Here is a 25,782-nt window from a genome sequence, read left to right as displayed (position 1 = left end):
CGATGACTTTTGCTCCAAGGCGTTCCCCGGCGACCATGTGTAGGTCGTAGCCGCGCAGGACGCGCGCCGCGATGAGTCGTCGCCCCATGCTTCGTGGAAAGAGCTCCTCCAGCACCTGGACCAGGCCTACGAGTTTGAGCGCGTGGTCTACCTTTCTACCTACCTCACCCCGCATACCGTGACTTTTGGCGACATTGGGCTGCTGCGCTCGGTGTTTCGTGCCTGTATGGGACGCAATGTGCAGCTGCTGTTTATTGCGGGGCCCGCGGGTGCAGAGGGCACCACTGGCGGATGTGACGACGACGCCACGGCCGCCAGTGGGGCCCAGACGGGCAAGGGCATTATCGCCCGCGCTGCCAACGACCTGTGCCGTTACTATGCATCGCGCGACGGCATCCAAGCCAAAGTCCTGCGCGTGCCGTATCTGTATACCGCATCGCCGGCATTAACCGACCCATTTTTGATGCCGTTGTTCGAGGCATGCTCGGGCGGGTCGGTCGCGCTTCAGAGTGCGGCAGATGCGCCGTTTCCCCTGCTGTGTGCCGAGGAACTCGCGGTGTTGGTGCATCGTATCTTTGACAGCTGGGATGCCAACTTTGAGATGCTCGACGTTGCAGACGCTTTTGGCCACCCGAGGCCTATGGCGTGACCGTTGACGCTCCGGGTGCGAGCGTGACCTATCACACGCTCAGCATCTAGGCGTTTCGTCGCCTATCGGCGCTATACTGCAGCCGTTGCCCACGATGCGGGGAACACCCGCATCGTGGGTTTTTTGCTTATGAAGGGACGGTGCCGCGTGGACGTACAGCAGCTAGAAGAGGCCTGGGCTGCAAGGGCCGGCGCGCGTGAGGCGCGTCTTGCTGCAGCGCCGCATGTGCCGGCGGCGCTGTCTCTGTTGGGGATTGTACGTCCCGGCGATCGCCTGGTTGCGTTTGCCGATGACTTTGCCGATGCGTTTGCGCGCGGCTTTGAGTGCTGCGACGTGGCTATGGTGGAGGAGCCGTCGGTTGCGGCGTTTACTGCTGCGTCCGAGGGCTTTGATGCTTCGTTTGAGGTCGAGGGGCCGCACCTGTGGTGGTTCGTCAACTCTATTGGTGGGTTTGGATTGCGCGTGCCCGATCTGCGCGCGTTAGGACGTGCCGCGCGTGAGGCTCATGCGCTGCTCGTGGTGGATAACACCGTGGCTGGTGTCTTTGGGTGCGATCCGTTGCGCTTGGGTGCCGTGCTGTCGCTCGAGGCACTTGACCGCGTGTGCGCCGGTGAGGCTCCGCACAAGTTGGTTGCCATATCGGTCGCGCGCTCGCAGCTCAAGCGCCATCGTGTGGATGCTGCTGCCGAGTGCGCGCATGCTCTGCTTGAGGGCTGTGGCTTGGTCAAACTTGATTTGCCTGCTGATGAGGCCGGTGTGCTGGAGCGCGGGCTGGACTCGCTCGATGCCCGCATGCAGGCACATTTCGACCGCGCACGTGCGCTGGCCGAGTACTTGGCTGCCAATGAGATGGTGCACGCCGTGCGCTATCCTGGACTGAGCTCGCATCCCGACCATGCGGTTGCAACTGGAATCCTCGAGCACGGCTTTGGTCCGGCAGTTGAGTTTGACCTTATCGAGCGCAGTGCGGGCGATTTGTTCGATGCTTTGCCGGGGGAGTTTCGCACATCGCCCGCCGGCGGCGCAACGACGCGACTCTCTGCTCCGCGCGGCAAGCAGGGGAGCACCATTCGCCTCTTCGCCGGTACCGACGACCCCCTGGTTGTAGCGTCCACCCTGGACAACGCGCTCCGAAAGTAACTAATCGGGGTGTGTGTCACGAAAACGGCCTATTTTCTACGTTTAAGCCATAGGGGTCGACCATACCCGCCTATTTCGAAAAATGCCAAGCTGTCTACCAGCGGTTTTATTTTCATAATGTCCGGTATGGTCGAGGGTATTCAGCTAAACGTAGTAGATGGGCCCGTTTTGTGGCACGAGCCTCAATCCGAGGGCACGGTGGACAACAATTCAGTCCCAAAAGGACTACTCTGCATTGATGCTGGCGATGAGGTCGTTGGCTTTGGTGGCGATGACGTTGTTGATGTCGGCCTGCAGCTCCTCGTAGGCCGCTATGGCGCGCTCGCCGGCGGGGGTGAGCGATGATCCGCGGGCTCCGTCGCGCTCGATGAGCTTGCAGCCCAGCTGGCCTTCGGCCTCGTTTACGATGCGCCAGGCCTTGGAATACGCCATGCCCATGCTCTTGGCGGCACGGTTGAGCGAGTGTTCGTGGGCAATACCCTGCAGCAGCAAGACGCAGCCGTGACCAAACACGCCCGGCAGATCCTTGTCGCACGCTTGAATGACCAACTTTGCCGTCGTCCTGTACTTCATACGCCCCACGTCTCCCCGCTAAAGTGTTTGCTGGGCAAACGCAAAGCCTGCGTCAAACCCTCGTGTGCTCTTCTTAAATCATGCATTGTAGCAGTCAAAGTGCGTTAAGATACTTCCCCAGTATTGGGCGCCCAAGGTTGGGCTGGGTCCTACGAGGCCTGCAGCCGACCGGTCGCATGGAAAAAGGAGAAACATGGCTACGTTCTTTCCCGGTGAGTCCCACACGTTTTCGGAGTATCTGCTGGTCCCTGGCTACTCGTCCTCGCAGTGCATCCCCAACAACGTCTCTCTTAAGACGCCGCTGACCCGCTTTAAGCGCGGTGAGAAGCCGGCAATCACCCTGAACATCCCCATGGTTTCCGCCATCATGCAGTCCGTCTCGGGCGTCGACATGGGTGTCGCGCTCGCTACCGAGGGTGGCCTGTCCTTCATTTACGGTTCCCAGACCCCCGAGTCCGAGGCCGCTATGGTCAAGGCCGTTAAGGATCACAAGGCCGGTTTTGTGCAGTCCGATTCCACGCTGACCCCCGACATGACCATGGAGCAGGTTATCGCCCTCAAGGAGAAGACCGGTCACTCCACCATGCCGGTTACCGACGATGGCACCCCCAAGGGCAAGCTCGTGGGTATCGTCACCAGCCGTGACTATCGCCCCAGCCGCGATGATCACCAGAAGAAGGTCTCCGAGTTCATGACCCCGCGTGAGCAGCTCATCGTGGGCGACAAGAACATCAGCCTCAAGGTTGCCAACGACGTGATCTGGGACAACAAGCTCAACGCCCTGCCGATCGTCGACGACAACGATCACCTCATGGGCATCGTCTTCCGCAAGGACTACGACAGCCATAAGACCAACCCCAACGAGCTGCTCGACGGCGATAAGCGCTACATGGTCGGCGCCGGTATCAACACCCGCGACTATGCCGAGCGCGTGCCGCTGCTCATCGAGGCCGGCGCCGATGTCCTGTGCATCGACTCTTCCGAGGGCTTCAGCGAGTGGCAGAAGCGCACCATCGAGTGGATCCGCGCCAACTACGGCGAGGATGTCAAGGTCGGTGCCGGTAACGTCGTCGACGCCGAGGGCTTCCGCTTTTTGGCAGACTGCGGTGCCGACTTCATCAAGGTCGGTATCGGCGGCGGTTCCATCTGCATCACCCGTGAGACCAAGGGTATCGGCCGTGGTCAGGCCACCGCGCTGATCGATGTCTGCCGCGCTCGCGACGAGTACTACGAGGAGACCGGCGTCTACGTGCCCGTGTGCTCCGACGGCGGTATCGTCTACGACTACCACATGACGCTTGCTCTTGCCATGGGTGCCGACTTTATGATGCTGGGCCGCTACTTCGCCCGCTTCGACGAGAGCCCGACCGAGCGCGTTAACGTTAATGGCCAGTACATGAAGGAGTACTGGGGCGAGGGTTCCGCGCGCGCCCGCAACTGGCAGCGCTACGACCTGGGCGGTGCCGCGAAGCTCAGCTTCGTCGAGGGTGTCGACTCCTACGTCCCGTACGCCGGCTCCCTCAAGGACGGCGTGGGCGGCACGCTTTACAAGGTTAAGTCCACGATGTGCAACTGCGGCGCCCTCTCGATCCCCGAGCTCCAGGAAAAGGCACGTCTGACCCTGGTCTCCTCGACCTCGATCGTCGAAGGCGGAGCCCACGACGTCGTAGTCAAGGACTCCCAACAGAGCGTAACGTATCGATAAGATAAGACCTGCACATAAAGGTTGAGCCTCAACCACGTTATTTAGATAAAGCGAGATGCCTGCAAGTCGCAGACATCTCGCTTGTCGTATTTGCTATCATCATGCGAGTTAACGATGTGGCGGGGCGCTCTTACCTTTGCTCGCTGCAAGTTCCGCACGAGCCGAAGAGCACTTAATGTGCTCTTCGTGCGAGCAGGACTGTCCGCAGCAGCGAGTAAAGGTAAGAGCGCCCCGCCCCAACCCAGCTAACAAAGGAGCTGATATGTGCGATTGCACAGATCATAAGGACGAGATCCCTGCCTACGACGCGCAGGCCATTGAGTCCCGGTGGATGAAGGCCTGGGAGGACTCCAACCTCTTTGCCGTCGACACCGACGACAGCAAGCCCAAGAAGTATGTGCTCGAGATGTTCCCGTATCCGTCGGGCGACCTGCACATGGGCCACGCGCGCAACTATACCATCGGCGATGCCATGGCCCGTCAGGCCCGCATGCGCGGCTACGACGTGCTGCATCCCATCGGCTTCGATGCCTTTGGCCTGCCCGCCGAGAACGCCGCCATCAAGCACAACACGCAGGCTGCCGCCTGGACGTATAAGAATATGGATCAGGCGCTTGCCACGATGAAGCGCATGGGCTTCTCCTACGACCTGGATCGCACCGTTAAGACCTGCAGCCCCGACTACTACCGCTGGGGTCAGTGGATCTTTGAGAAGATGTGGGAAAAGGGCCTGGTCTACCGCAAGAAGAATCCGGTCAACTGGTGCCCCACCTGCAAGACCGTTCTTGCTAACGAGCAGGTGACCGAGGGTAAATGCTGGCGCTGCGGCACCGAGCCCGAGAAGCGCGATCTTGAGCAGTGGTACTACAAGATTACCGAGTACTCCCAGGAGCTGCTCGACGATCTGGAGAAGCTCCCCGGCTGGCCCGAGCGCGTTAAGCAGATGCAGGCCAACTGGATCGGCCGCTCCGAGGGCGCCGAGGTCGACTTTACCCTGTGCGACAAGGATGGCGAGCCCATCGAGGGCGACGAGGGTAAGATCACCGTCTTCACCACGCGAGCCGACACGCTCTTCGGTGTCTCCTTCTTTGTCCTGGCTCCCGAGTACGCGCGCCTGCACGAGCTCGTCGAGGGTACGGAGTACGAGGAGGCCGTGACTAAGATCGTCGAGGACTCCAAGCATATCTCTGCCGTCGAGCGTGCCCAGGGCACCCTCGAGAAGCACGGTGCCTTTACCGGCCGCTACGTGGTGAACCCCGTCAACGGCGAGAAGGTCCCCGTGTGGGTTGCCGACTACGTCGTGTCCGACTACGGCACCGGTGCCGTCATGGCTGTTCCTTGCGGCGACCAGCGCGACTTTGAGTTCGCCCGTAAGTATGACCTGCCTATTGTGCCGATCATCCTGGACGATGAGGATCGCGCTGCCGTCGAGGCTAGCGGCGAGACCATCGACACCTTCCATGCCGAGACCGTCGACTGGGATTGCGCCCACGCTGCCGAGGGCACGCTCGTCCAGTCCGGCAAGTACACCGGCATGCGCGGTGGCAAGCACTCCGAGGGCGAGGCTGCAATCGTGGCCGACCTCGAGGCCATGGGCTGCGGCCGCCGCAAGGTCGAGTTCCGTCTGCGCGACTGGCTCATCAGCCGCCAGCGTTATTGGGGAAACCCCATCCCGGCCATCCACTGCGAGCACTGCGGCATCGTGCCCGTGCCCGAGGACCAGCTGCCGGTGACGCTGCCCGAGAACCTGGACCTAGGTGCCGGCGAGACCCTCGCCGAGTGCAAGGAGTTCTACGAGACCACCTGCCCGGTCTGCGGTCGCCCGGCCAAGCGCGAGACCGATACCATGGACACCTTCACCTGCTCCAGCTGGTACTACCTGCGCTATACCGATCCGCACAACACCGAGCTGCCCTTCTCCCGAGAGGCTGCCGATCGTTGGATGCCCGTCGATAACTACATCGGTGGCATCGAGCACGCCATTCTGCACCTGCTCTACAGCCGCTTCTTTACCAAGGCGCTGCGCGACCTGGGCCTGCTGACCGTTGACGAGCCCTTCACCAACCTGCTGTGTCAGGGCATGGTCAAGGACGAGAACGGCGACACCATGTCCAAGTCCAAGGGCAATGTTGTGCCCCCGAGCTCGGTTATTGAGCCCTACGGTGCCGACACCATGCGTCTGGCGATCCTGTTTATCGCCCCGCCAGAGAAGGACTTCGACTGGGATCCCAAGGCCGTCGAGGGCGCTAACCGCTTCATTAAGCGCGCCTGGCGTATCGTGTGGCAGCTCGTCCAGTCCGGTGACGCCAACTTGTCCTTCGACAAGTCCGCGCTCGACGAGGTCGCGATGAAGCTCTATCGCGAGCGTCACCGCACCATCGCCAAGTGCACCGAGGACTTCGACCGCGGCCAGTTCAACACCGCGATCTCGGCTGTCATGGAACTCGTCAACGCCGCGAGCGCCTACCTCAACGCTACCGAGGGCGCTTCCCGTGACAAGGCCCTGTGCTACGGCGTGGCCAAGGATATCGTGAGCGTCCTTGCCCCCATCTGCCCGTTCTGGGCCGACGAGCTGTGGCATGAGGCACTCGGCTGCGAGGGTAATGCCTACACCGCCGCCTGGCCCGAGTTTGACCTGGCCGAGTCCATCGAGGACACGGTGCAAATCGTCGTACAGGTGCTCGGCAAGGTCCGTGGCCGCATCGACGTCGCCCGCGACGCCTCCAACGAGGAGATGCAGGCTGCCGCCGAGGTCGCCGTTGCCAAGTGGCTTGAGGGCAAGACGGTCGTCAAGGCCATCTGCGTGCCCGGCAAGCTGGTTAACCTGGTGGTCAAGTAAGCGCTGCGCGCATAGCTGACATCAAAACCGAGGGGCGATTCCGTAGGGAGTCGCCCCTCGGTTTGGTTATGGACACTTGCGACAACACCCAATTATCCATTTCTTGTGGAGAACCTGTGCTCACGCTGACCTGCGGGTTTGTGTTGTGGTTGCACGTTTGTGCAGGTATTGGTATAGTTTGCTTGCAAATGAAGTTGTAATTGAAAGAAGTGGGGTTTCGGCCCCGCTTCTTTTTTGTATGGATGGAGGTGCCGCAATGGTCAAGACCAAGACCGAACAGGCGATCATCGACGCGCTCGAGGCCGTTGCTCCCCAGCACGATGTCGACATCGTCGACGTTGAGCTCGTGGGTGCCACCAAGGCCCCCTGCGTGCGTGTGCGTATCGAGGGTGCCGAGGGTCAGAGCCTGTCGCTCAATGACGTCACGGCCAACACCAAATGGGTCGGCGATGTGATTGAGGAGCTCGACCCCATCTCTTCGAGCTATACGCTCGAGGTGTCGAGCCCGGGTATGGCGCGCCCGCTGCGCCGCCCGCGTGACTTTGCCCGTTTTGTGGGCGAGAACTGCGAGCTCACCTCCACCGCCACCGAGGGCCGTCGCAAGTACGCCGGCAAGATTGCCGCCGCCACCGAGACGAACGTGACCCTCGAGCTCGAGGACGGCGAGTCCGTCACCCTCGATTTCTCTGATGTTAAAAAGTGCAAGTTGAAGCCCACCTACGACTTCAAGCCCGCGAAGGAAGGAAAGTAAGATGGCAGCATCCGACATGATGACCGCCCTGATGGAGCTTTGCCAGGAAAGGCACATCGACCAGCTCTACCTGATCGACCGCCTGGAGCAGTCGCTCGCCAAGAGCTATGCCGAGATCCTGCATCTTGAGTGGGGCGCCAAGGTGACCATCGACCGCACCACCGGCAAGATCTACGTCTACCGCCTGGAGCCGATCGACGATTCCATGGACGAGGAAGGCAACTTCACCGAGTTCGAGGAGATCGACGTCACCCCCAAGAACACGAGCCGCATCGCCGCCCAGCACGCCAAGGCCGAGATCAACGCCATCGTGCGCAACTCCGCCCGCGAGCAGATCTACGAGGAGTTCGCCGGCCGCATCGGTGACCTCATCAGCGGTACCGTGCTGCAGTCCACGCCCGACTTCACGATCGTCAAGATCCGCGAGGGCGTCGAGGCCGAGCTTCCGCACTTCGACCAGCGCCGTTACGAGAACGAGCGCAACGAGCGTCCGATGGGCGAGCGTTATCTGCACAATCAGCACATCAAGGCCGTGATCATCGACGTTCGCGACCCCAACTCCAACCTGCAGCCGGTTCGTGGCGAGCACAGCCGTCCGCCGATTGTCATCTCCCGTACCCACCCCGAGCTTATGCGTCGTCTGTTTGAGCAGGAGGTGCCCGAGATCTATGAGGGCACCGTTCAGATCAAGTCGATCGCCCGCGAGCCCGGCCAGCGCTCCAAGGTCGCCGTCCACTCGCTCGACGATCGCCTGGATCCCGTTGGCGCCTGCGTCGGCCCCAAGGGCAGCCGTGTTCGCGCCGTCGTGGGCGAGCTCCGTGGCGAGCGCGTCGACGTCATCCTGTGGGATGCCGATCCGGCCGTCTACGTCGCCAACGCCCTGTCGCCCGCCAAGGTCACCCGCGTCCTTATCGACGAGGAGAAGGCCTACGCCGGCGTTATCGTGCCCGACGACCAGCTGTCCCTCGCCATCGGCAAGGAGGGCCAGAACGCCCGCCTCGCCGCGCGCCTGACCGGCTGGCACATCGACATCAAGTCCGAGACCCTTGCCGCCGACATCCTCAAGAACGTTCCCGTTCACGAGGAGCCCGCCGCCGACCTGATCGGTGACGAGGAGGACGAGGACGTCCGTCGCTGCGAGTTCGTGTCCGAGGACGGCATCCAGTGCCGCAACCAGGCCCGTCCCGGCTCCCGTTTCTGCGGTGTCCACGACACCGACGCCTTCGATGATGCGGAGGACCTGATCTAGCGCGCGGTCGCGCCGGGCAGGTCCCAGCGCATACCCCACGCTCGTTCAGTCTCTAGGCACCCAAGGTGCCAGAAAGGGTAGGTGAAGTCATATGGCAAAAGTCCGTGTGTCCACCCTGGCCAAAGAGTTCGGCATGACCTCTAAGGAACTGATGGGTCATCTCGCCGAAATGAAGATTCCCGCTAAGTCCGCTTCCTCCGCTCTGGAGGACGCCTACGTCGCCATGGTCCGCAAGCAGCTCGCCTCGGTGATCGAGGCCCGCGCCCAGGAAGTCGAGGCCGCCAAGCAGGCCGAGGAGCAGGCCGCTGCCGCCGAGGAGGCAGCACGCGCTGCCGAGGCCGAGCGCGAGCGCATCGCCGCCGAGAAGGCACGCGAGGAGGAGCGCCGTCAGTTCGCCGCCGCCCAGGCTGCCGAGGAGGCCGCCCGTGCCGAGGCCGAGGCCAAGAAGAAGGCCGAGCAGGAGCGTCTTGCTCGCGAGAAGGAGGAGGCCGCCCGCGAGGCCCAGCGCCGCGCCGTTCCCGCTTCCGACTCCGGTTCGCGTTTCCGCTCTCTGCTTGACCAGATCGCCGCACAGGAGACTGTGCTCAAGGAGAAGAAGGACGCCGAGCAGAAGGCCAAGGCCGAGCGCGCCGCCGAGCGCGGTAACCGTCGTGGCGGCAACAACGACCGCCGCGGTGGCCGTCGTAACGATCGTAACGCCTCCGACAACAACTCCGAGCGCAACGCCTCCGAGAGTCATCCGCACAGCCATCGCACCAACGCCAGCAACAACGTTGCTGGCGGCATGGACTTCCCCAACCCCGATAAGCAGGGCAAGGGCAAGAAGCGCAAGGGCGGTCACAACAACGAAGAGGACCGCTATAGCCGCATGGCTCGCGAGGCCGAGGAGTACAGCCGCGAGAAGGTGCTCGAGGAGGCTCGTGCTGCCGTCGAGGAGGCCTCTCGTGAGTCCACCGGTCGCCGCAAGAAGCGCAAGGAGAAGCGCGAGCGCGAGGCTGCCAAGGCTCAGGAGGAGCGCAAGATAGAGGAGGCGTTGGCCCAGGGCGTGAACCCCGAGGAGCTCGACGCCATCAAGGTCTCCCAGGGCGTTACCGTCCAGGAGCTTGCCGAGGCGCTCGACGTTCCGGCCAACGACATCATCAAGCGCCTGTTCCTGCTGGGTACGCCGCTCACCATGACGCAGTCCATGTCCGACGACCTCGTCGAGCTCGTTGCCGACGACCTGGGCCGTCAGATCAAGATCATCACCCCCGAGGAGGAGAACACCTTCTCGTTCTACGACGATCCCGCCGACCTTAAGCCGCGCGCCCCGGTCGTCACCGTCATGGGCCACGTCGACCACGGCAAGACGAGCCTCCTCGACGCCATCCGTCACACCGGCGTCGCTGCCGGCGAGGCGGGCGGCATTACCCAGGCAATCGGCGCTTCGCAGGTTATGATCAACGACCGCAAGATCACCTTCATCGATACCCCGGGTCACGCCACCTTTACGGCTATGCGTGCCCGTGGTGCCAAGGTGACCGACATCGTCATTCTGATCGTCGCCGCCGACGACGGCGTCATGCCCCAGACGGTCGAGTCGATCAACCACGCCAAGGCTGCCGGCGTACCCATCGTCGTCGCCGTCAACAAGATCGATAAGCCGGGTGCCAACCCCGACCGCGTGCGCCAGGAGCTCACCGAGTACGGTGTCATCCCCGAGGAGTGGGGCGGACAGAACATGTTCGTCAACATCTCGGCGAAGCAGAAGATCGGTATCGACGATCTTCTCGAGACCGTGCTGCTCCAGGCCGATGTACTCGAGCTCAAGGCCAACCCGGACACCTTTGCCTCCGGCAACGTCCTCGAGGCCAAGCTCGACAAGGGCCGCGGCTCGGTCGCTACCGTGCTCGTGACCCGCGGTACCCTGCACGTGGGCGATACGCTGGTCGCCGGCCTCACCTACGGCCGCGTCCGCGCCATGCTCGACCCCAAGGGCCGCACCGTCACCGAGGCCGGTCCCTCCGACGCCGTCGAGATCCTGGGCCTGCAGTCCGTGCCCAACGCCGGTGACGAGTTCCGCGTGTTCGAGGACGAGCGCGAGGCTCGCGCCCTTGCCGACGAGCGTTCGCTCAAGGCCCGTATCGAGGAGCAGAGCCGCGTCAAGCACGTCACGCTCGAGAACCTCTTCGAGACCATTGCAGACGCCGAGGTCAAGGAGCTCAACCTGATCATCAAGGCCGACGTCCAGGGTTCCATCGAGGCCCTTCAGGATTCGCTCGACAAGATGGATCAGTCCGAGGTTCGTATCAACACGATCCACTCCGCCGTTGGTGCCATCAACGAGACCGACGTCGTCCTGGCCGACGCCTCCAACGCCATCATCATCGGCTTTGGTGTCCGTCCCGACGGTAAGGCCCGCTCCGCTGCCGAGCGCGAGGGCGTCGAGATCCGTTGCTACGACGTCATCTACAAGTGCCTCGAGGAACTCGACGCTGCCCGTATCGGCATGCTTAAGCCCACCGAGGTCGAGGTCTCCACGGGTACCGCGACCGTCCTGGACACCTTCAAGGTGCCCAAAGTCGGTATCGCCGCCGGTGTCCGTGTCGAAGAGGGCGAGATCGCCGCGACCGATTCCGTGCGTCTGGTGCGCGACGGCATCGTGGTCTTCAACGGCAAGATCGCCTCGATGCGCCACTACAAGGACGAGGCCAAGAGCCTCAAGAGCGGTTCCGAGGGCGGCATTGGCCTGGAGAACTTCCAGGACATCAAGCCCGGCGACCAGATCGAGGGTTACCGCATCGACCAGGTTGCCCGTACCGAGTAGGGGGTGGCGCTATGAAGCAAACGCAGGCAACCCGTCGTCTGGGCGAGCAGCTTCGCGAGAAGCTCGGTTATATCCTGCTCTTTGAGGTTTCCGATCCGCGTCTTGACCTGGTTACTTTGACCGCGGTCGAGGTCGCGGTGGACCGTTCGTTCGCGCGTGTGTTCGTGTCGTGCGATGCGAGCCGCTACGACGAGGTCATGGAGGCGCTCGCAAGCGCTAAGGGCCGTATTCGCAGCTTGTTGGCTCGCTCGCTCGATTGGCGTGTTACGCCCGAGCTCGATTTTCGCATCGATCGCTCGACCGATGAGGCCGAGCGCATCACGCGTGCGCTGGAAAACGTTCCCGCCACGCTTGCGATCGAAAAGGACGAGGACGGCTATCCGATAGCGGATGCCGCCCAGGAGGCAGCTTTAGATGACTAATTCCGCCGACCTCGCCTCGTGCGAGTCTGCAGATATTCAGCGACGCATCCTCGAGCTCATCGAGGGTGCGTCCTCCATTGCGATTTCGGGACACACTTCTCCCGATGGCGACGCCCTGGGCTCCGTGTTGGGTCTGGGCCTCTCGCTTATGAAGTTTTTCCCTAACAAGGACATTGCCCTGCTGCTGGCAGACGATGATCCGGTTCCGCGCATCTACCGCTTTATGGAAGGCTCCGATCGCCTGGTTCCGGCATCTGCGTATACCGGCAATCCGGACCTGTTCATCTCGGTGGACGTGCCGGTCGTCGAGCGTCTCAATAATTCCGCCGAGGTGCTTCGTCGCTCCAAGCATGTGGTGTGCTTCGATCACCATCCGGCGCGCGAGGAGTTTGCCGAGCTCAGCCTGAGGCGCGTCGAAGCTGCAGCCTGCGCCATGATCATCGACCGCTTCTTGGACAATTGCGGCATTGTCGCACGTGATGGCGTTGCGACCTGCCTGCTGTGTGGTTTGGTTACCGATACCGGCCGTTTTCAGTACCAAAACGCCGATGCAGCCGCGTTCCATGCAGCCTCGCGTCTGGTTGCCCACGGTGCCGATCCGGCGCGTGTGGCACTCGAGGTCTACCAGAGCATGCGCGTTGAGTTTTTGCACCTCAAGTCCATCGTTATGGGCCGCATTAAGACGGTGGCCCACGGGCGCGTCGCGTATAGCTACGCGTACCAGAGTGACCTTGAGGCGTGCGGTGTCACCTCGGATGAGTGCGACGGTCTGGTTGACGTGGTGCGCTCGGTGATGGGCGTCGAGGTCTGCCTGTTCCTGAAGGGCATTGAGGGCGATACCAAGGTGCGCGGCAACCTGCGCTCCAAGGGTGACCTCAACGTGTCCGAGATCGCTGCTGCCTTTGGCGGAGGCGGACATCCTGCTGCCGCCGGTTTCTCCAACAACGGAACGATTCTCGAGACGCTCACCGTGGCACTTCCCATGCTGGCCGAACTGGTAGGGGAGGATCCCGCTTCGGTGACCGTCGAGCTTTAACTTTTTGGATGGTACATGGCTCGTCGTACGCCTTCTCAACTGAATATGCTGCTCGCCGTCGATAAGCCGGTGGGCTGCACGTCCCACGATGTGGTTTCGCAATGCCGGCGCGCCCTCCATGAGCGACGCGTCGGCCATGCCGGCACGCTCGACCCCATGGCATCGGGTGTCATGGTGGTGGGTGTGGGCCAGGCCACCCGTCTGCTGGGCATGCTCACGCTCGATACCAAAAGCTATGTCGCCGACATCTCGTTTGGCGCCGAGACCAATACCGATGATGCGGAGGGCGAGGCGGTCCGCACGGTGGCTGTTGCCAACGAGCTCCGCGATCCTGCCTATGCCCGTGAGCGCTTGGCCGCTATGCTGGGTCCGCAGATGCAGGTGCCGCCGGCGTTTTCGGCTATCTCGGTCAATGGCGTTCGCGCCTACAAGTCTGCTCGCGAGGGCAATGCGGTGGACCTACCTCCGCGCCCCGTCGAGGTCTATGCCGCCGACCTGATCGCCGTGGGAGGCGAAGGTGATACGTGTGTGTGGACCGTGGCGTTCTCAGTGAGCAAGGGTACCTATATCCGTGCGCTCGCTCGCGATTTGGGCCGCGCCTGCGAGAGCGCCGCGCACATTTCCGCGCTGCGCCGCACGGCCTCCGGTGTTGTTTCCATTGGCGCTTGTCATGCGGTCGAGGAGCTTTCTCCCGAGTCCGCGGCTGGCTTTGCCCTGGATCCCATTGCGGCCTTGGGCGCCACGCGTGTTGACTTGCCGGGCAATCTTGCCGACGACCTGCTCTACGGCCGACGCATTCCCGTTGAGCGTGCGCTTGCCGATTTCGATTCCGCGAAGGCGCCTTTTGCGTTGGTGCTCGATGGGGGACTCAAGGCGCTTGCCCGCATTGAGAGTGGCCGCTTTGTCATGGAGCACGTGTTTCCGCAGGCAATCGGCGGTGTTCGATGATGTTGTCCGCTCGTGAGCTCGCGCGTATCTTTTTCGAGGGCGAGTCGGACGAGGCCCGCATCGTCACTGCCGATGCGTTTGATGAGTGCGAGCACTTGGGTGCTGCATCGATTGCCATCGGCGTGTTCGATGGCGTTCACCGTGGACACCGGGAACTCATCGAAGCGCTTGTCCGTGATGCCCGTGCCCATGACTGCAAGGCTGTCGTGGTCACTTTCGATCCCGATCCGGACGTTGTGGTGAGTCCTTCGCCCGCTCAAAAATTGATGACGACGGCCGACCGTCTACATGCCCTGGCTCAAACCGGGGTCGATGCGGTGGTGGCCGTTCCCTTTACGCCTGAGGTTGCGGCGCTTGACCATGTTGATTTTCTCTCGCTGGTGTCGCGTCTGGTCGACATTCGATCGATTCGCGTTGGCAGCGACTTTAGGCTGGGTTGTGGCGGTGCTTCTGGTGTTGCCGAGATGCGCGCCTGGGGTGTCGAGCGCGGCGTTGACGTATACGGGCACGACTTGCTTTGCGAGGGCGGTGAGGCCATTTGCGCCACCCGCATTCGTCATGAGCTGGGACAGGGCCATGTGGAGCTTGCTGCTGAGTTGCTCGGCCGCCCGTATATGGTGCGCGGCGGTGTTATTCGCGGCCGTCACGAGGGTTCTGGCATGGGCTTTCCCACGGCAAACCTACATGTTCCCGACGGCATTCAGGTGCCTGCCGATGGCGTGTATGAGGGCCTGGTGCTGGTCAACGACATCGTGTGGCCCGCTGCCGTTAACGTCGGACTGCCGCCGACGTATGCTGACGATGCGGCATCTGCGCATCTCGAGGCCAATTTAATTGGTTATACGGGCGACCTGTATGGCGCTTCCGTTTCGCTGGCGTTTACGCGCTGGCTGCGTCCGTCGCGCGTGTTCGATTCGCTGGATGAGTTGATCGCGACCGTCGAGGGTAATATCGAAGATATTCGTCACAACTTGGGCGAGCAGGGGGTGAGCGTCCGTGATTAGCGATGAGGAAAAAGACCAGGTCCGCGCTGCGTCCGACCTAGTTGCCATCGTGCAGGAAACGGTTGAGCTCAAGCCCCGCGGCCATGAGTTTTGGGGCTGCTGCCCCTTTCATGGCGAAAAGACGCCGTCCTTCCACATAATCCCTGCCACGCAGGTGTGGCATTGCTTTGGCTGCGGCGAAGGCGGCGATGTCTTCACCTATATCATGAAGCGCGAGAACCTGAGCTTTCCCGAGTCAATCCGATATTTGGCCGATCGCGCGGGTATTGAGCTGCATGACACCGGAGATCGCCGCGAGCGCGGTACCAAGCGTGCCCGAATCTACGATCTGTGCGCCGAGGCCGCCCAGTTCTACCACACCATGCTTATGCGCGGTAAGGACGGCCGTCCGCGCGAGTACTTTGCCAGCCGCGGCATGGGTGGCGACGTCTGCCGCCGCTACTGCCTGGGCTTTGCGCCTGGCCGCAACGCGCTGGTGTCGCACCTGTCCCAGGCGGGTTTTACCCCGCAGGAGATGATCGATGCCAACGTTGCCGTGAGCCGCGGGCGCGGGCAGCTTGCTGACCGCTTCTACGACCGCGTGATGTTCCCCATCTTTGACGAGCAGGGTCACAACATTGCCTTTGGTGGTCGCATCATGGGTGACGGCCAACCCAAGTACCTCAATACCGCCGAAACGAGCGTGTTTCATAAAAAGCGAAACCTCTACGGCTTTAATTGGGCCAAGGAGTTTATCGTCGCGCAGGATACCGCCATCGTGGTGGAGGGCTATACCGACTGCATCGCCTGTTGGGAAGCGGGGATTAAAAACGTTGTCGCCACGCTGGGCACCGCGCTCACGGAGCATCACGTCAAGACGCTCACCCGCTTTGCCAAGCGCATCGTGTATATGTTTGACGGCGATGCTGCCGGTCAAAAGGCCGCTCGCCGTGCGATTCAGTTTATCGAGCAGGATTCTATGGACCTGCGCTGCGTGGTACTGCCCGACGGTAACGATCCCATGGAGTTCATCACGGCGCACGGCGGAGGGGAGCTGCAGAAACGCATTGACGCCGCGGAGCCGCTCATGGACTTCGTGTACCGTTCGCTTCAGGAGTCGAGCGACATCTCCACGCCGGGCGGTCGCGCCAAGGCGCTGGAGGATGCGCTGACGCTTATCTATCCGCTGCGCGACAGCTATATGATCGACACGTACTTTATTCAAATTGCCGACCTGTTGGGTTTGGATCTGGAGACAGTTCGTGCGAGCTCGGGCCGTGTGTTTCGCGATGTCGCCAAGCGCGAGGATGCCGAGCGCCGCCGCGAACAGAACTATGAGCGCCAGCGGGCGCAGGCTGAGCGGTCCGGTAGCGCGGGCGGTCGGGCGTCGGGTTCTCGCGATGCCGGTCGCGGTGCTTGGGCGTCGGGCGCGACGCCGGCAGTAGCGGCGCCGGTCGAGGAAGAGCCGTACGACTATGTCCCGCTCGATGCCTACGGTGCCGCGCCCGTGGAGGTCGTCGACGACCTGCCGCCGATCGACGTGCCTGATGGTATGGGTGCTGCACCTGTGACTGATGGTTCGGGCGCTCCGGCTGCGGCGGCGCCGATGGTTCTTACTGATCTTGAGCGTAAGTCCTTGGCAGGGGAGCGTGAGCTGCTGACCATGCTCACGAGCTACCCCGACCTGTTCCGCACGTATGCCGACCGCATCTGCTCTATCGAGTGGGTTGACCCACGTCACGAGTCCATCGCATGGGCCGTTCTGGCAACTCCGCCGGGAACCGATCCTGCAGCCTGCATGGATGCGGCGCGCTCGGTGTGTCCCGAGGCGGCAACGCTTGTGAGTGCCGGGCGCATCTCGGCGACGAGCAAGCACCCCACCGAGACGAACATCGTGTTTATGCTCGATACGCTCGAGCTCTACACCATCAAGCGCCGCATGCGTGCCGCACAGGCCAAGCTGCGCCAGGACCGTTCGCTCGACGATGAGGCCCGTCGCGCGCTGACCGTGCAGGCCGCGCAGGATTCGCAGCGTCAACGCGAACTGCAAAAGTCGATCGGCGGCGTGGCGGACCCGTTCCGTTTGATCGGTCTGGAGGCCGCAGGCACCGAACAGGCCTAGATGTTGTGGTCAACCAGCGTATTCTTGCCTATATCCAGTCCTCTTTTTGGGTATAGACGTCAATGTGTGTGCTAAAGTATTGAGTCCTGTGGACTATGAAGGGAGAATCTGTGCCAAAAAAGACTGAGAGCACGGGTACTGGGCTGGAATCCTACGTTGCAAAGCTCATGGGCAACGGCTCAAACAGGACTTCGGTAACCGAGGACGAGATTCAGGTCGCCCTGAAGGATATCGATGTTTCTGACGAGCAGCTCACCGCGGTGTATTCCGCGCTGCGCAACAGCGGCATCCAGATTATCTCCGCGAGCGGTAACGACGACGCCCCCATGGACGTCGACGATGACGATAACGATACCGATACTGACGATTTCGATGATGACGACGAGCACGATTCCGGCTCGCTTGACGATCACGAGCTCAAGATGGCCCGTCAGGCCGATGCCGAGATGGGTTCTTCCAAGAGCAAGAAGAAGCGCACCGTGCGCACGTCCCGTTCACGCTCCCGCGTGCGTGGCATCGATGCCTCCACGGTGATGCTGACCGGCGACCCGGTTCGTATGTACCTCAAGGAGATCGGCAAGGTCGACCTGCTGACCGCCTCCGAAGAGGTCGATCTGGCCATGAAGATCGAGGCCGGTCTCGAGGCCACCGAGAAGCTCGAGGCTGCCGATGCCGGCGAGCTCGAGCTCACGCGTGCCGAGATGCGTCGTCTTACGCGCATTGAGAACGTGGGCCTCGAAGCCAAGCAGGCACTCATCAGCGCAAACCTGCGTCTGGTTGTCTCCATCGCCAAGCGCTATGTCGGCCGCGGCATGCTGTTCCTGGACCTGATCCAAGAGGGCAACCTCGGTCTGATTCGCGCCGTCGAGAAGTTCGACTACCAGAAGGGCTTCAAGTTCTCCACGTACGCCACGTGGTGGATCCGTCAGGCCATTACGCGCGCTATCGCCGACCAGGCCCGTACCATCCGTATTCCCGTGCATATGGTCGAGACTATCAACAAGCTCGTCCGCGTGCAGCGCCAGCTCCTTCAGGACCTGGGTCGCGACCCGACCCCCGAGGAGATCGGTGCCGAGATGGACATGAGCGCCGACCGCGTCCGCGAGATCCAGAAGATCTCGCAGGAGCCCGTGTCGCTCGAGACCCCCATCGGCGAGGAAGAGGATTCCCAGCTGGGCGACTTCATCGAGGACTCCCAGGCAATCGTTCCGCCCGATGCCGCCAGCTTCTCCATGCTGCAGGAGCAGCTCACTCAGGTGCTCGACTCGCTTGCCGATCGTGAGCGCAAGGTTATCGAGCTGCGCTTTGGCCTTGTCGACGGACATCCCCGTACGCTCGAGGAAGTCGGCCGCGAGTTTGGCGTCACGCGCGAGCGTATCCGCCAGATCGAGTCCAAGACCTTGGCCAAGCTCCGCCACCCCAGCCGTTCGAGCAAGCTGAAGGACTATATCGAAAGCTAGTCAAGCAAGAAGCGCCCTCAAGCACATCCGCCTGGGGGCGCTTTCATGTAGTCATTGGGGACGTTCTTGAATGACTAGTCATTCAAGAACGTCCCCAATGACTAGGTCGGAAAAATTCTCAAAAAAGTTCTTGCCCTAAGCTGATTCGTCCGTATAATAAACTTCGTTGCTTGAGAGCACGCACCTATTCCTCGGTAGCTCAATGGTAGAGCACGCGGCTGTTAACCGCGCTGTTGTAGGTTCGAGTCCTACCCGGGGAGCCAGAATTTCTCAGCCCATTTCGCTGGGCTTTTTAATTCCTCGGTAGCTCAATGGTAGAGCACGCGGCTGTTAACCGCGCTGTTGTAGGTTCGAGTCCTACCCGGGGAGCCAGGTTGTAAAACCCGTCGCTTAAGCGGCGGGTTTTTTCATGCCGCGACCACTTGACTCGAACGTTGCCATATCAACATTTCGTGTCGAGGATGTAATCCCGCGACCCACCACCTCAACATGGCGCGGTCGTTGTAAAATATTGCAATGATTGCTCCCACGACATGGTGCCGCGAGCACCAGATAAGGAGATTCTTGTGTCTGAGACCATTAACGGCAGCCTGAGCGTCTCGAACGACGTTATTGCCGATATTGCCGGTTATGCCGCGATGACGTGCTATGGCGTCGTCGGTATGGCTGAGCAGCTCCAGGGCGCCGAGAGCGTGCGCCTGCTTGCCGGCCAGCGCCTCCGCAAGGGCGTGCTTGTCTCCGCCGACGAGAACGGCCTTACGGTCGATCTTCACGTCGTGCTCGAGAACGGCGTCAACATGAAGTCCGTCTGCCACAATCTTTCGAGCTCCGTTGCCTTCACCCTGCAGGAGATCGCCCAGATCGATCCCGCCAGCCTTAAGATCGGCATCCATATCGACGCGCTCAAGAGCCGTCTGAACTAGCATCCGAAAACGGAGATTCAAATACCCATGATTGCAAAGACCATTCGCACCTGTTTTCCGATCGCTGCGGCTGCCGTTTCCGACAAGGCCGAGGAGATCAACAAGCTCAACGTCTTTCCCGTGCCCGACGGCGACACCGGCACCAACATGTCGCTCACGCTCGCCTCGGTGACCAAGGAGCTTTCTGCCCTTCCCGCCGATGCCGACATGGAGGCCATTGCCGGCGCCATCACCCACGGCTCCCTGATGGGCGCCCGCGGCAACTCCGGCGTCATCACTTCGCAGATCCTGCGCGGCGTGGCCGAGGGTCTTGTCTCTGCCGACGAGCCCATTACGTCCGCCAACATTGCCTATGCGTTCCGCCGAGCCGTCAAGGTCGCCTTCCAGGCCGTCCGTAAGCCCATCGAGGGCACGATCCTCACGGTGCTGCGCGATGTCTCGACCAAGGCCGACGAGTGCGAAAAGAAGAAGTTCTCGGCCGAGGATGCGCTCGACGCTATCGTCGTCGAGGCCTACCAGTCCGTCGCCCGCACGCCCGACCTGCTGCCCGTTCTGAAGGAGAACGGCGTGGTCGACTCCGGCGCCTTCGGCTTTGCTATTTTCCTTGAGAACTTTGTTGCCGCTGCGCTTGGCCGCAGCACCGTTGTCGAGGATTTCTCTGCCACGTTTGATTCCGCTGGCTCTGCCCGCGACGCGGCCCTTGGTCGTGTTGAGATCGAGGCCAACGACGACTGGGAGGGCTCGGAGTTCCGCTACTGCAACGAGTTCCTCTTTAAGGCCGACGCTCCTTTTGACGAGGACGAGTGCCTCAAGTTCCTGGGCTCCATGGGTGACTGTGAGTTGCTCGTGGGCGCCTACCCCGACTACAAGATCCACGTGCACTCCAACACCCCCAACCTGGTGCTCGAGCACATGCTGCAGCTCGGTCAGATCTACGAGGTCTTTATCCACAACATGGAGATGGAGGCCCACGACCGTACCGCCAAGATTCATGAGGACCAGGAGAAGGCTGCCGAGCCCGCCAAGGCGCTGGGCTTTGTCGCCGTTGCCGCCGGTTCGGGCGAGGCCGACATCCTCAAGTCCCTCGGCGTCGACGTGATCGTGTCGGGTGGTCAGACCATGAACCCCTCGACTGCAGACCTGCTGGGCGCTGTCGACCAGGTCAACGCGACCTCGGTTATCATCCTGCCCAACAACGGTAACATCCGCATGGCTGCCGAGGCCGCCGCCTCTGCCTGCACCGACAAGAAGGTCGCCGTCGTTCCCACCAAGACCGTTCCGCAGGCCTTCTCCGCGCTGTTCGCGGTCCTGCCCGATTCCGATCTCGAGGACGCCGTCGCCGCTATGGTTGACGCCATCAGCGAGGTCCGCGATGGCGAGGTCACCCGCGCCGTGCGCGACTCCAGCGCCTCGGACGGCTCCCCGATTCACTCCGGTGACGTCATGGGTATCATTGCCGGTTCCATCGATGTGGTCGGCTCCGATGTGAAACAGGTCACGCTCGATTGTATCAACCGTATGCAGGAGGAAGAGGAGGGCGACGCGCTGACGATTCTGGCCGGCGAGGAGCTGTCCGATGAAGCCTTCCAGGAGATCGTCGACGCTATCGAGGAGGCTCAGCCCGACCTGGAGATCGACGCCCATCGTGGCGAGCAGCCGCTCTATCCCGTGATCTTCTCGATCGAGTAGGCATCTGCCCATGTCTGAGCTCTGCTCCGTGCCGCGCGTCTCGGATCGCTTTGCCCAGAGCAATGCGCTCGACGAGGATATCGCGCGACTCAAATATGTTTCGGGTAAACGTGAGGAGGCCCTTCGCCGTCTGGGAATTCGGACGGTGGGGGACCTCCTTCTGCATATCCCTCATCGATACCTGGACTTTACGCGCTCCTGGTCCATCGAGATGGCGCCCATCGGTACCGTGTGCACCATCATCGCCACGGTCGACCGTATCGTTCAAAAGAAGCCGCGTCCGCGCATGCAGGTGACCGAGGTCTCACTCGTTGACGAGACGGGCGTGCTGCAGGTCGCCTTTTTCCGTCAGCCTTGGATTGCCCAGCAGCTTAAGCAGGGCGACCGCCTGGCCGTGATGGGCAAGGTCGAGTTTGCCTACGGTTTTAAGCAGATGGCCTCGCCGCACTTTGAAAAGCTCGATGACGGGCGTGCTGCGGGCACCATTTTGCCGGTCCATTATGTGAGTGACGGCGTGAGCCAGGCATGGATGCGCCGCATCGTAAGTGGCGCGCTCGAGGTCGTCGGCAATCCCTTCGACCCGATTCCCGCACGCTTGCGCGTTAAGCGTCGCCTGATGAGCAATGCTCGTGCGCTTCGATCAATTCACTTTCCCTCGAGCATGGCTGAGCGCGATATCGCGCGCGCACGGCTTGCCTACGAGGAGTGCCTTTACCTGCAGCTGGCGCTGCGCCTGCGCAACGACGGCAGCCTGGTCGATGTGGTGCCCTACGCCCACGCCGCGGGCGAGCACCTGGCCGCGCTCAAGCAGGCCCTGCCATTTTCGCTGAGCGACGAGCAGGAGGCCGCGTTCCAAGATATCCTGCGCGATATGTGCGATGGCGGGCGCGTGATGAACCGCCTGCTGCTGGGCGATGTCGGTACCGGTAAGACCGCCGTTGCCGCCTGCGCGCTGGCTGTGGCTACCGATAGCGGCACGCAGGCCTGCGTTATGGCGCCCACGGGCGTGCTGGCGCGTCAATATGCCGATAAGACCGGCCCCTTGCTCTCGCAGGCTGGCATGACCTGGGCGCTCCTGACGGGCGCCACGCCAGCGGCCGAGCGCGAGCGGATCCATGCCCAGCTGGAATCGGGCGAGCTCGATGTCCTCTTTGGCACCCACGCGGTGCTTTCGGATAACGTGGCGTTCAAGCATCTGTCGCTCGTGGTCATCGATGAGCAGCACCGGTTTGGCGTCGGCCAACGCAACGCCCTGCGTGCGAAGGGCCCTGGTGCCGATCTGCTCGTTATGACGGCAACGCCCATCCCACGTACGCTGGCGCTTTCGGTCTACGGCGATCTGGACACGAGCATCATCCGCCATCGGCCCGTCCCTGGCGCTGGCGTGACGACACGCGTGCTTACCGAGTCGAGCCGCGACCTTGCCTATGGCGCCATCCGCGAGGCGCATGAAAAGGGTCAGCAGGCCTACGTGATTTGCCCGCTCGTGGAGCCGAGTGACTCGGCCGATGATCTGGAGGACGTGCCCGGTATCGCCCGCGACGACGAGGGCCGCGTGACGGTCCCCGTGCCGCTGCACGATACGGCGACCGAGCTCGATCGCCTGCGTCTGGCGTTGCCGGGTCTTGCCATCGAGCGCCTTCACGGCCGCATGCCAGCGGGGGAGAAGGACCAGGTTATCGATGCCTTTAAGCGTGGCGAGATCGACGTGCTCGTCTCGACTACGGTGGTCGAGGTGGGCGTCGACGTGCCCAACGCCACCGTCATGGTCATCGAGAACGGTGAGCGCTTTGGCTTGGCGGCCCTGCACCAGCTGCGCGGTCGCGTGGGCCGCGGCAGCGTGTCGGGCACCTGCCTGGTCATGACGCACTCCAAGGGCAATGGCGGCGCCTCGGCGGCACAAGACCGCCTCCAGTCGCTCGAAAAGACCTCGGACGGCTTTACGCTCGCCCAGATGGACCTGCGTCTGCGCCACGAGGGCGAGATTCTGGGTTATCGTCAACACGGCGGCATTACCTTGCGCTTTGTGGACCTGGACGCCGACGAGGATCTTATCGAATGGGCCCATTTGGACGCGGTCGAGCTCTTGCGGTATGCTTGCAACCTTGACTCCGTGGCGACGCGCCCCTTGCGCGACGCGGTCGCCATGCGTTATCGACATATCTTTAAGGAGGTCAGCGGAGGATGAGAATCATCGGCGGTGAATGGCGCGGCCGCAAGATCGAAGAGCCGCGTGGACGCGATGTCACCCGTCCTACGACCGATCGCGTGCGCGAGGCATGTGCATCCATGGTCATGTCGGCGTTCGATTTCGATTTGGACGAGGTCCGCGTGCTGGATGCCTTTGGCGGCTCCGGTGCCCTGGGAATCGAGATGCTCTCGCGTGGCGCCCGCTCGCTCACCACGTTCGAGATCGATCGCAATGCCGCCCGTCTGATCACCAAGAATATCGAGTCGCTGTGCGGCGACCGCTCGCGTTGGCGCGTCGTTACCGGCGATGTGTTGGCGAGCGCCTCGCGCGGCCGTGTGCCGGGTGGCCCCTTTGATCTGGTCCTGCTCGATCCGCCCTATGCCTTTGGCGCCGAGCCGGTCGAGGAGCTGCTGCAAAACCTAGCTCAGCAAGGCTTGCTGGCACAGGGTGCCTATGCGCTGTTTGAGCACGCTGCCGCCGACGCGGGCGCTCACCCGACCGGTTTTGAGACCGTGCGAGAGAAGCGCTACGGCATAACCTCGGTTGACTTGCTGCGCTGGGTGGCCGAGGACGAGAACGACCTTGCTGACAAGAACGAAAATAACGAGGAAGCGCCTTGGGAGGACGCCCATGAATGACACCATCAACCGCGTGATCGTCCCGGGCACCTTCGATCCCATCACGTTTGGCCATATCGATGTGATCCGCCGCGCCCGTCGCATCTTTCCCAGCGTGATCGTCGCTGTTGCCGAGTCGCAGGGTAAAAACGGCGTGGGCACCACGTTTATGCTCGATGAGCGCGTGGCGCTGGCTCGCGAGGCGCTCGGTGATATCGACGGCGTCGAGGTCCTGCCCTTTACCGGCCTCTTGGTCGACTTCGCTCGCGAGCAGGGGGCGGGGGCCGTGGTCAAGGGCCTGCGCGCCATGACCGACTTTGAGTACGAGCTGCAGCAGGCAGACCTCAACTATCGCTTGGATAACGAGCTGGAGTCCATCTTTGTCATGAGTGCGCCGCAGTACGGCTATATCTCGAGTTCGGTCGTTCGCCAGATCGCCTCGCTCGGCAGCGATGTATCGACGTTTGTCCCGCCCAACGTGGTCGAAGCGCTCAGACACCGCTTTTCGTGACGTTTTTTATTGCCTGGTGGCATGTGGTAAACTAGCACGATGATATGTTACCTATGAAAGGAGACCGGATGCCGGGCGAGAATTTTCCTGGCGATAGGATCGTCAGCTTGGTCGATGAGCTCGAAGGGCTGATCGAGGAAGCCAAGCCGCCTTTCGGCAAGAACGCTCAGTTCAAGGTCATCGACGCCGACGTGTTCTTCAACATCCTCGACGAGATCCGCATGAGCTATCCCGAGGAGTGGCAGAAGTCCCGCCGTATCCTTAAGGAGCGCGAGGAGCTTATGGCTTCCGCCGCCGCCCAGGCCGATTCCATCATCGCCGACGCTCAGCAGCAGGCCCTCACCATTGCCGGTGAGCAGGAGATCGTCCGCTTAGCGCAGCAGCAGGCCGACGACATCCGTGATCGTGCCCAGCAGTACGAGCGCGAGACGCGTTATGCTGCCGAGGACTACGCAGAGCAGGTCTTTACGCACCTGGAGGAGAACCTCAAGAGCCTGACCGGCACCGTTACCCGTTGCCGTCAGCAGCTCAACGAGGGTGCCGCCCAGCAGAATGGTCAGTGGTAATGGCTGAGTTCCCGAGCGTTACCGTCGATCTTTCTGAGCAGCTCGAGTTTCCTGGAGATTCGTATCCGCTGACCGGTAAGGTCGATGTCGCCACCTACACGGTGGGCGAGAAGGAGTACCAGCTACAGGACGGCATCGACTACGACGTTGTCTTTACCAATGCCGGTACCGGTGTCTTGCTCACGGGCATGGTCCGCGCGCACGCCACCGGCGAGTGCGACCGTTGCCTGGAGCCCGCCTCGTTTGATATCGCCGGCGAGATCGAGGAGTTCTACCTCTTTGAGGAGCCCGAGGATCCCGAGGCCTACGAGGACGGCTACGAGCTCCTGGGTGAGGACCGCATCGTCGATCTGGGTGAGCCCATCAATGACGCGGTCGTTATGGACACGCCGTTTGTGGTGCTCTGCAAGCCCGATTGCCGCGGTCTGTGTCCCACTTGCGGTTGCAATCTCAACGTCGAGCAATGCGATTGCGCCGCCCAGGCAGAGGCAGAATGGGCTGCTGCCACGGAAAATCCATTTGCAGCATTGAAGAATCTCAAGCTCGATGAGTAAAACTGTGGTAGTATCGCTACTTGCGCGTAATCGCCACACTGGATAGTT

The 25,782-nt window shown here is 62.0% G+C and carries 21 protein-coding genes and 2 tRNA genes; 22 read left to right on the top strand and 1 reads right to left on the bottom strand.

All coding sequences use genetic code 11. The annotated features are described in order from the left end of the window. Positions 1 to 142: 142 nt before the first annotated feature. Both DWX39_RS00935 and DWX39_RS00930 read left to right on the top strand, forming a co-directional pair. On the top strand, positions 143 to 649 hold the full coding sequence (locus tag DWX39_RS00935) for a hypothetical protein (RefSeq protein WP_117758170.1): 507 nt from the start codon (positions 143 to 145) through the stop codon (positions 647 to 649). A gap of 147 nt (positions 650 to 796) precedes the next feature. Continuing rightward, the gene (locus DWX39_RS00930; RefSeq protein WP_158561595.1) at positions 797 to 1,789 is read left to right on the top strand and encodes a PLP-dependent transferase; all 993 of its coding nucleotides are present in this window, start codon (positions 797 to 799) and stop codon (positions 1,787 to 1,789) included. 225 nt (positions 1,790 to 2,014) lie between these two features. Here the strand turns inward: DWX39_RS00930 and DWX39_RS00925 are convergent, their stop codons facing one another. Then, positions 2,015 to 2,362, bottom strand: a complete 348-nt coding sequence (locus DWX39_RS00925) for a winged helix-turn-helix domain-containing protein (protein WP_117758168.1) — start codon at positions 2,360 to 2,362, stop codon at positions 2,015 to 2,017. A 193-nt stretch (positions 2,363 to 2,555) separates the two neighbouring features. Between DWX39_RS00925 and DWX39_RS00920 the strand changes: the two genes are divergently transcribed. From DWX39_RS00920 to DWX39_RS00825, 20 genes are all read left to right on the top strand, one after another. Then, the gene (locus tag DWX39_RS00920; RefSeq protein WP_117758167.1) at positions 2,556 to 4,067 is read left to right on the top strand and encodes an IMP dehydrogenase; all 1,512 of its coding nucleotides are present in this window, start codon (positions 2,556 to 2,558) and stop codon (positions 4,065 to 4,067) included. Between the two features lie 262 nt (positions 4,068 to 4,329). Next, entirely contained in the window at positions 4,330 to 6,906 is a 2,577-nt protein-coding gene (gene leuS / locus DWX39_RS00915) for a leucine--tRNA ligase (protein WP_117758166.1), read from the top strand. A gap of 256 nt (positions 6,907 to 7,162) precedes the next feature. Next, positions 7,163 to 7,657 (top strand): ribosome maturation factor RimP, encoded by a 495-nt coding sequence (gene rimP / locus DWX39_RS00910; RefSeq protein ID WP_022094168.1) that lies wholly within the window; start codon positions 7,163 to 7,165, stop codon positions 7,655 to 7,657. Position 7,658: 1 nt separating this feature from the next. Then, positions 7,659 to 8,906 carry a transcription termination factor NusA gene (gene nusA, locus DWX39_RS00905; protein ID WP_117758165.1) on the top strand — a complete coding sequence of 416 codons (1,248 nt, stop codon included), beginning with the start codon at positions 7,659 to 7,661 and terminating at the stop codon, positions 8,904 to 8,906. Between the two features lie 91 nt (positions 8,907 to 8,997). Then, complete coding sequence (infB, locus tag DWX39_RS00900; protein ID WP_117758164.1) at positions 8,998 to 11,712, top strand: translation initiation factor IF-2; 2,715 nt, start codon at positions 8,998 to 9,000, stop codon at positions 11,710 to 11,712. An 11-nt stretch (positions 11,713 to 11,723) separates the two neighbouring features. Beyond that, positions 11,724 to 12,134: a 30S ribosome-binding factor RbfA gene (gene rbfA, locus DWX39_RS00895; RefSeq protein ID WP_117629486.1), complete on the top strand. Its 411-nt coding sequence runs from the start codon at positions 11,724 to 11,726 to the stop codon at positions 12,132 to 12,134. Further along, entirely contained in the window at positions 12,127 to 13,170 is a 1,044-nt protein-coding gene (locus DWX39_RS00890; protein ID WP_099431635.1) for a bifunctional oligoribonuclease/PAP phosphatase NrnA, read from the top strand. Before rbfA ends, DWX39_RS00890 begins: the two co-directional genes overlap by 8 nt. Positions 13,171 to 13,185: 15 nt before the next feature. Next, entirely contained in the window at positions 13,186 to 14,118 is a 933-nt protein-coding gene (gene truB / locus DWX39_RS00885; protein WP_117583416.1) for a tRNA pseudouridine(55) synthase TruB, read from the top strand. Beyond that, complete coding sequence (gene ribF / locus DWX39_RS00880) at positions 14,115 to 15,122, top strand: riboflavin biosynthesis protein RibF (RefSeq protein WP_233508815.1); 1,008 nt, start codon at positions 14,115 to 14,117, stop codon at positions 15,120 to 15,122. The genes truB and ribF overlap by 4 nt, the downstream gene beginning before the upstream one ends. Continuing rightward, positions 15,115 to 17,223 (top strand): DNA primase, encoded by a 2,109-nt coding sequence (gene dnaG, locus DWX39_RS00875; RefSeq protein WP_117583417.1) that lies wholly within the window; start codon positions 15,115 to 15,117, stop codon positions 17,221 to 17,223. Before ribF ends, dnaG begins: the two co-directional genes overlap by 8 nt. Before the next feature lie 110 nt (positions 17,224 to 17,333). After that, positions 17,334 to 18,683: an RNA polymerase sigma factor RpoD gene (gene rpoD / locus DWX39_RS00870; protein ID WP_055286388.1), complete on the top strand. Its 1,350-nt coding sequence runs from the start codon at positions 17,334 to 17,336 to the stop codon at positions 18,681 to 18,683. A 188-nt stretch (positions 18,684 to 18,871) separates the two neighbouring features. Then, positions 18,872 to 18,946: transfer RNA gene (locus tag DWX39_RS00865), tRNA-Asn, on the top strand. A 34-nt stretch (positions 18,947 to 18,980) separates the two neighbouring features. Then, positions 18,981 to 19,055 (top strand) — tRNA-Asn (locus tag DWX39_RS00860). A 161-nt stretch (positions 19,056 to 19,216) separates the two neighbouring features. Further along, positions 19,217 to 19,606 (top strand): Asp23/Gls24 family envelope stress response protein, encoded by a 390-nt coding sequence (locus DWX39_RS00855; protein ID WP_187361832.1) that lies wholly within the window; start codon positions 19,217 to 19,219, stop codon positions 19,604 to 19,606. A gap of 27 nt (positions 19,607 to 19,633) precedes the next feature. Further along, the gene (locus DWX39_RS00850; RefSeq protein ID WP_117583418.1) at positions 19,634 to 21,295 is read left to right on the top strand and encodes a DAK2 domain-containing protein; all 1,662 of its coding nucleotides are present in this window, start codon (positions 19,634 to 19,636) and stop codon (positions 21,293 to 21,295) included. 10 nt (positions 21,296 to 21,305) lie between these two features. Beyond that, positions 21,306 to 23,483: an ATP-dependent DNA helicase RecG gene (recG, locus tag DWX39_RS00845; protein ID WP_117583419.1), complete on the top strand. Its 2,178-nt coding sequence runs from the start codon at positions 21,306 to 21,308 to the stop codon at positions 23,481 to 23,483. Then, positions 23,480 to 24,124 carry a 16S rRNA (guanine(966)-N(2))-methyltransferase RsmD gene (gene rsmD, locus DWX39_RS00840; RefSeq protein ID WP_117583420.1) on the top strand — a complete coding sequence of 215 codons (645 nt, stop codon included), beginning with the start codon at positions 23,480 to 23,482 and terminating at the stop codon, positions 24,122 to 24,124. The genes recG and rsmD overlap by 4 nt, the downstream gene beginning before the upstream one ends. After that, positions 24,117 to 24,614, top strand: coding sequence for a pantetheine-phosphate adenylyltransferase (gene coaD, locus DWX39_RS00835; RefSeq protein WP_117564151.1), 498 nt, complete (start codon positions 24,117 to 24,119; stop codon positions 24,612 to 24,614). Before rsmD ends, coaD begins: the two co-directional genes overlap by 8 nt. 68 nt (positions 24,615 to 24,682) lie before the next feature. After that, the gene (locus DWX39_RS00830; protein ID WP_040358176.1) at positions 24,683 to 25,180 is read left to right on the top strand and encodes an ATPase; all 498 of its coding nucleotides are present in this window, start codon (positions 24,683 to 24,685) and stop codon (positions 25,178 to 25,180) included. Continuing rightward, the gene (locus DWX39_RS00825; RefSeq protein ID WP_055309521.1) at positions 25,180 to 25,734 is read left to right on the top strand and encodes a DUF177 domain-containing protein; all 555 of its coding nucleotides are present in this window, start codon (positions 25,180 to 25,182) and stop codon (positions 25,732 to 25,734) included. Before DWX39_RS00830 ends, DWX39_RS00825 begins: the two co-directional genes overlap by 1 nt. Positions 25,735 to 25,782: the final 48 nt, after the last annotated feature.

Origin of the sequence: Collinsella sp. AF19-1LB, from assembly GCF_003459655.1 — a bacterium.
In the GTDB taxonomy this organism is placed as follows: domain Bacteria; phylum Actinomycetota; class Coriobacteriia; order Coriobacteriales; family Coriobacteriaceae; genus Collinsella.
This window is presented reverse-complemented; position numbering and strand designations above follow the sequence as displayed.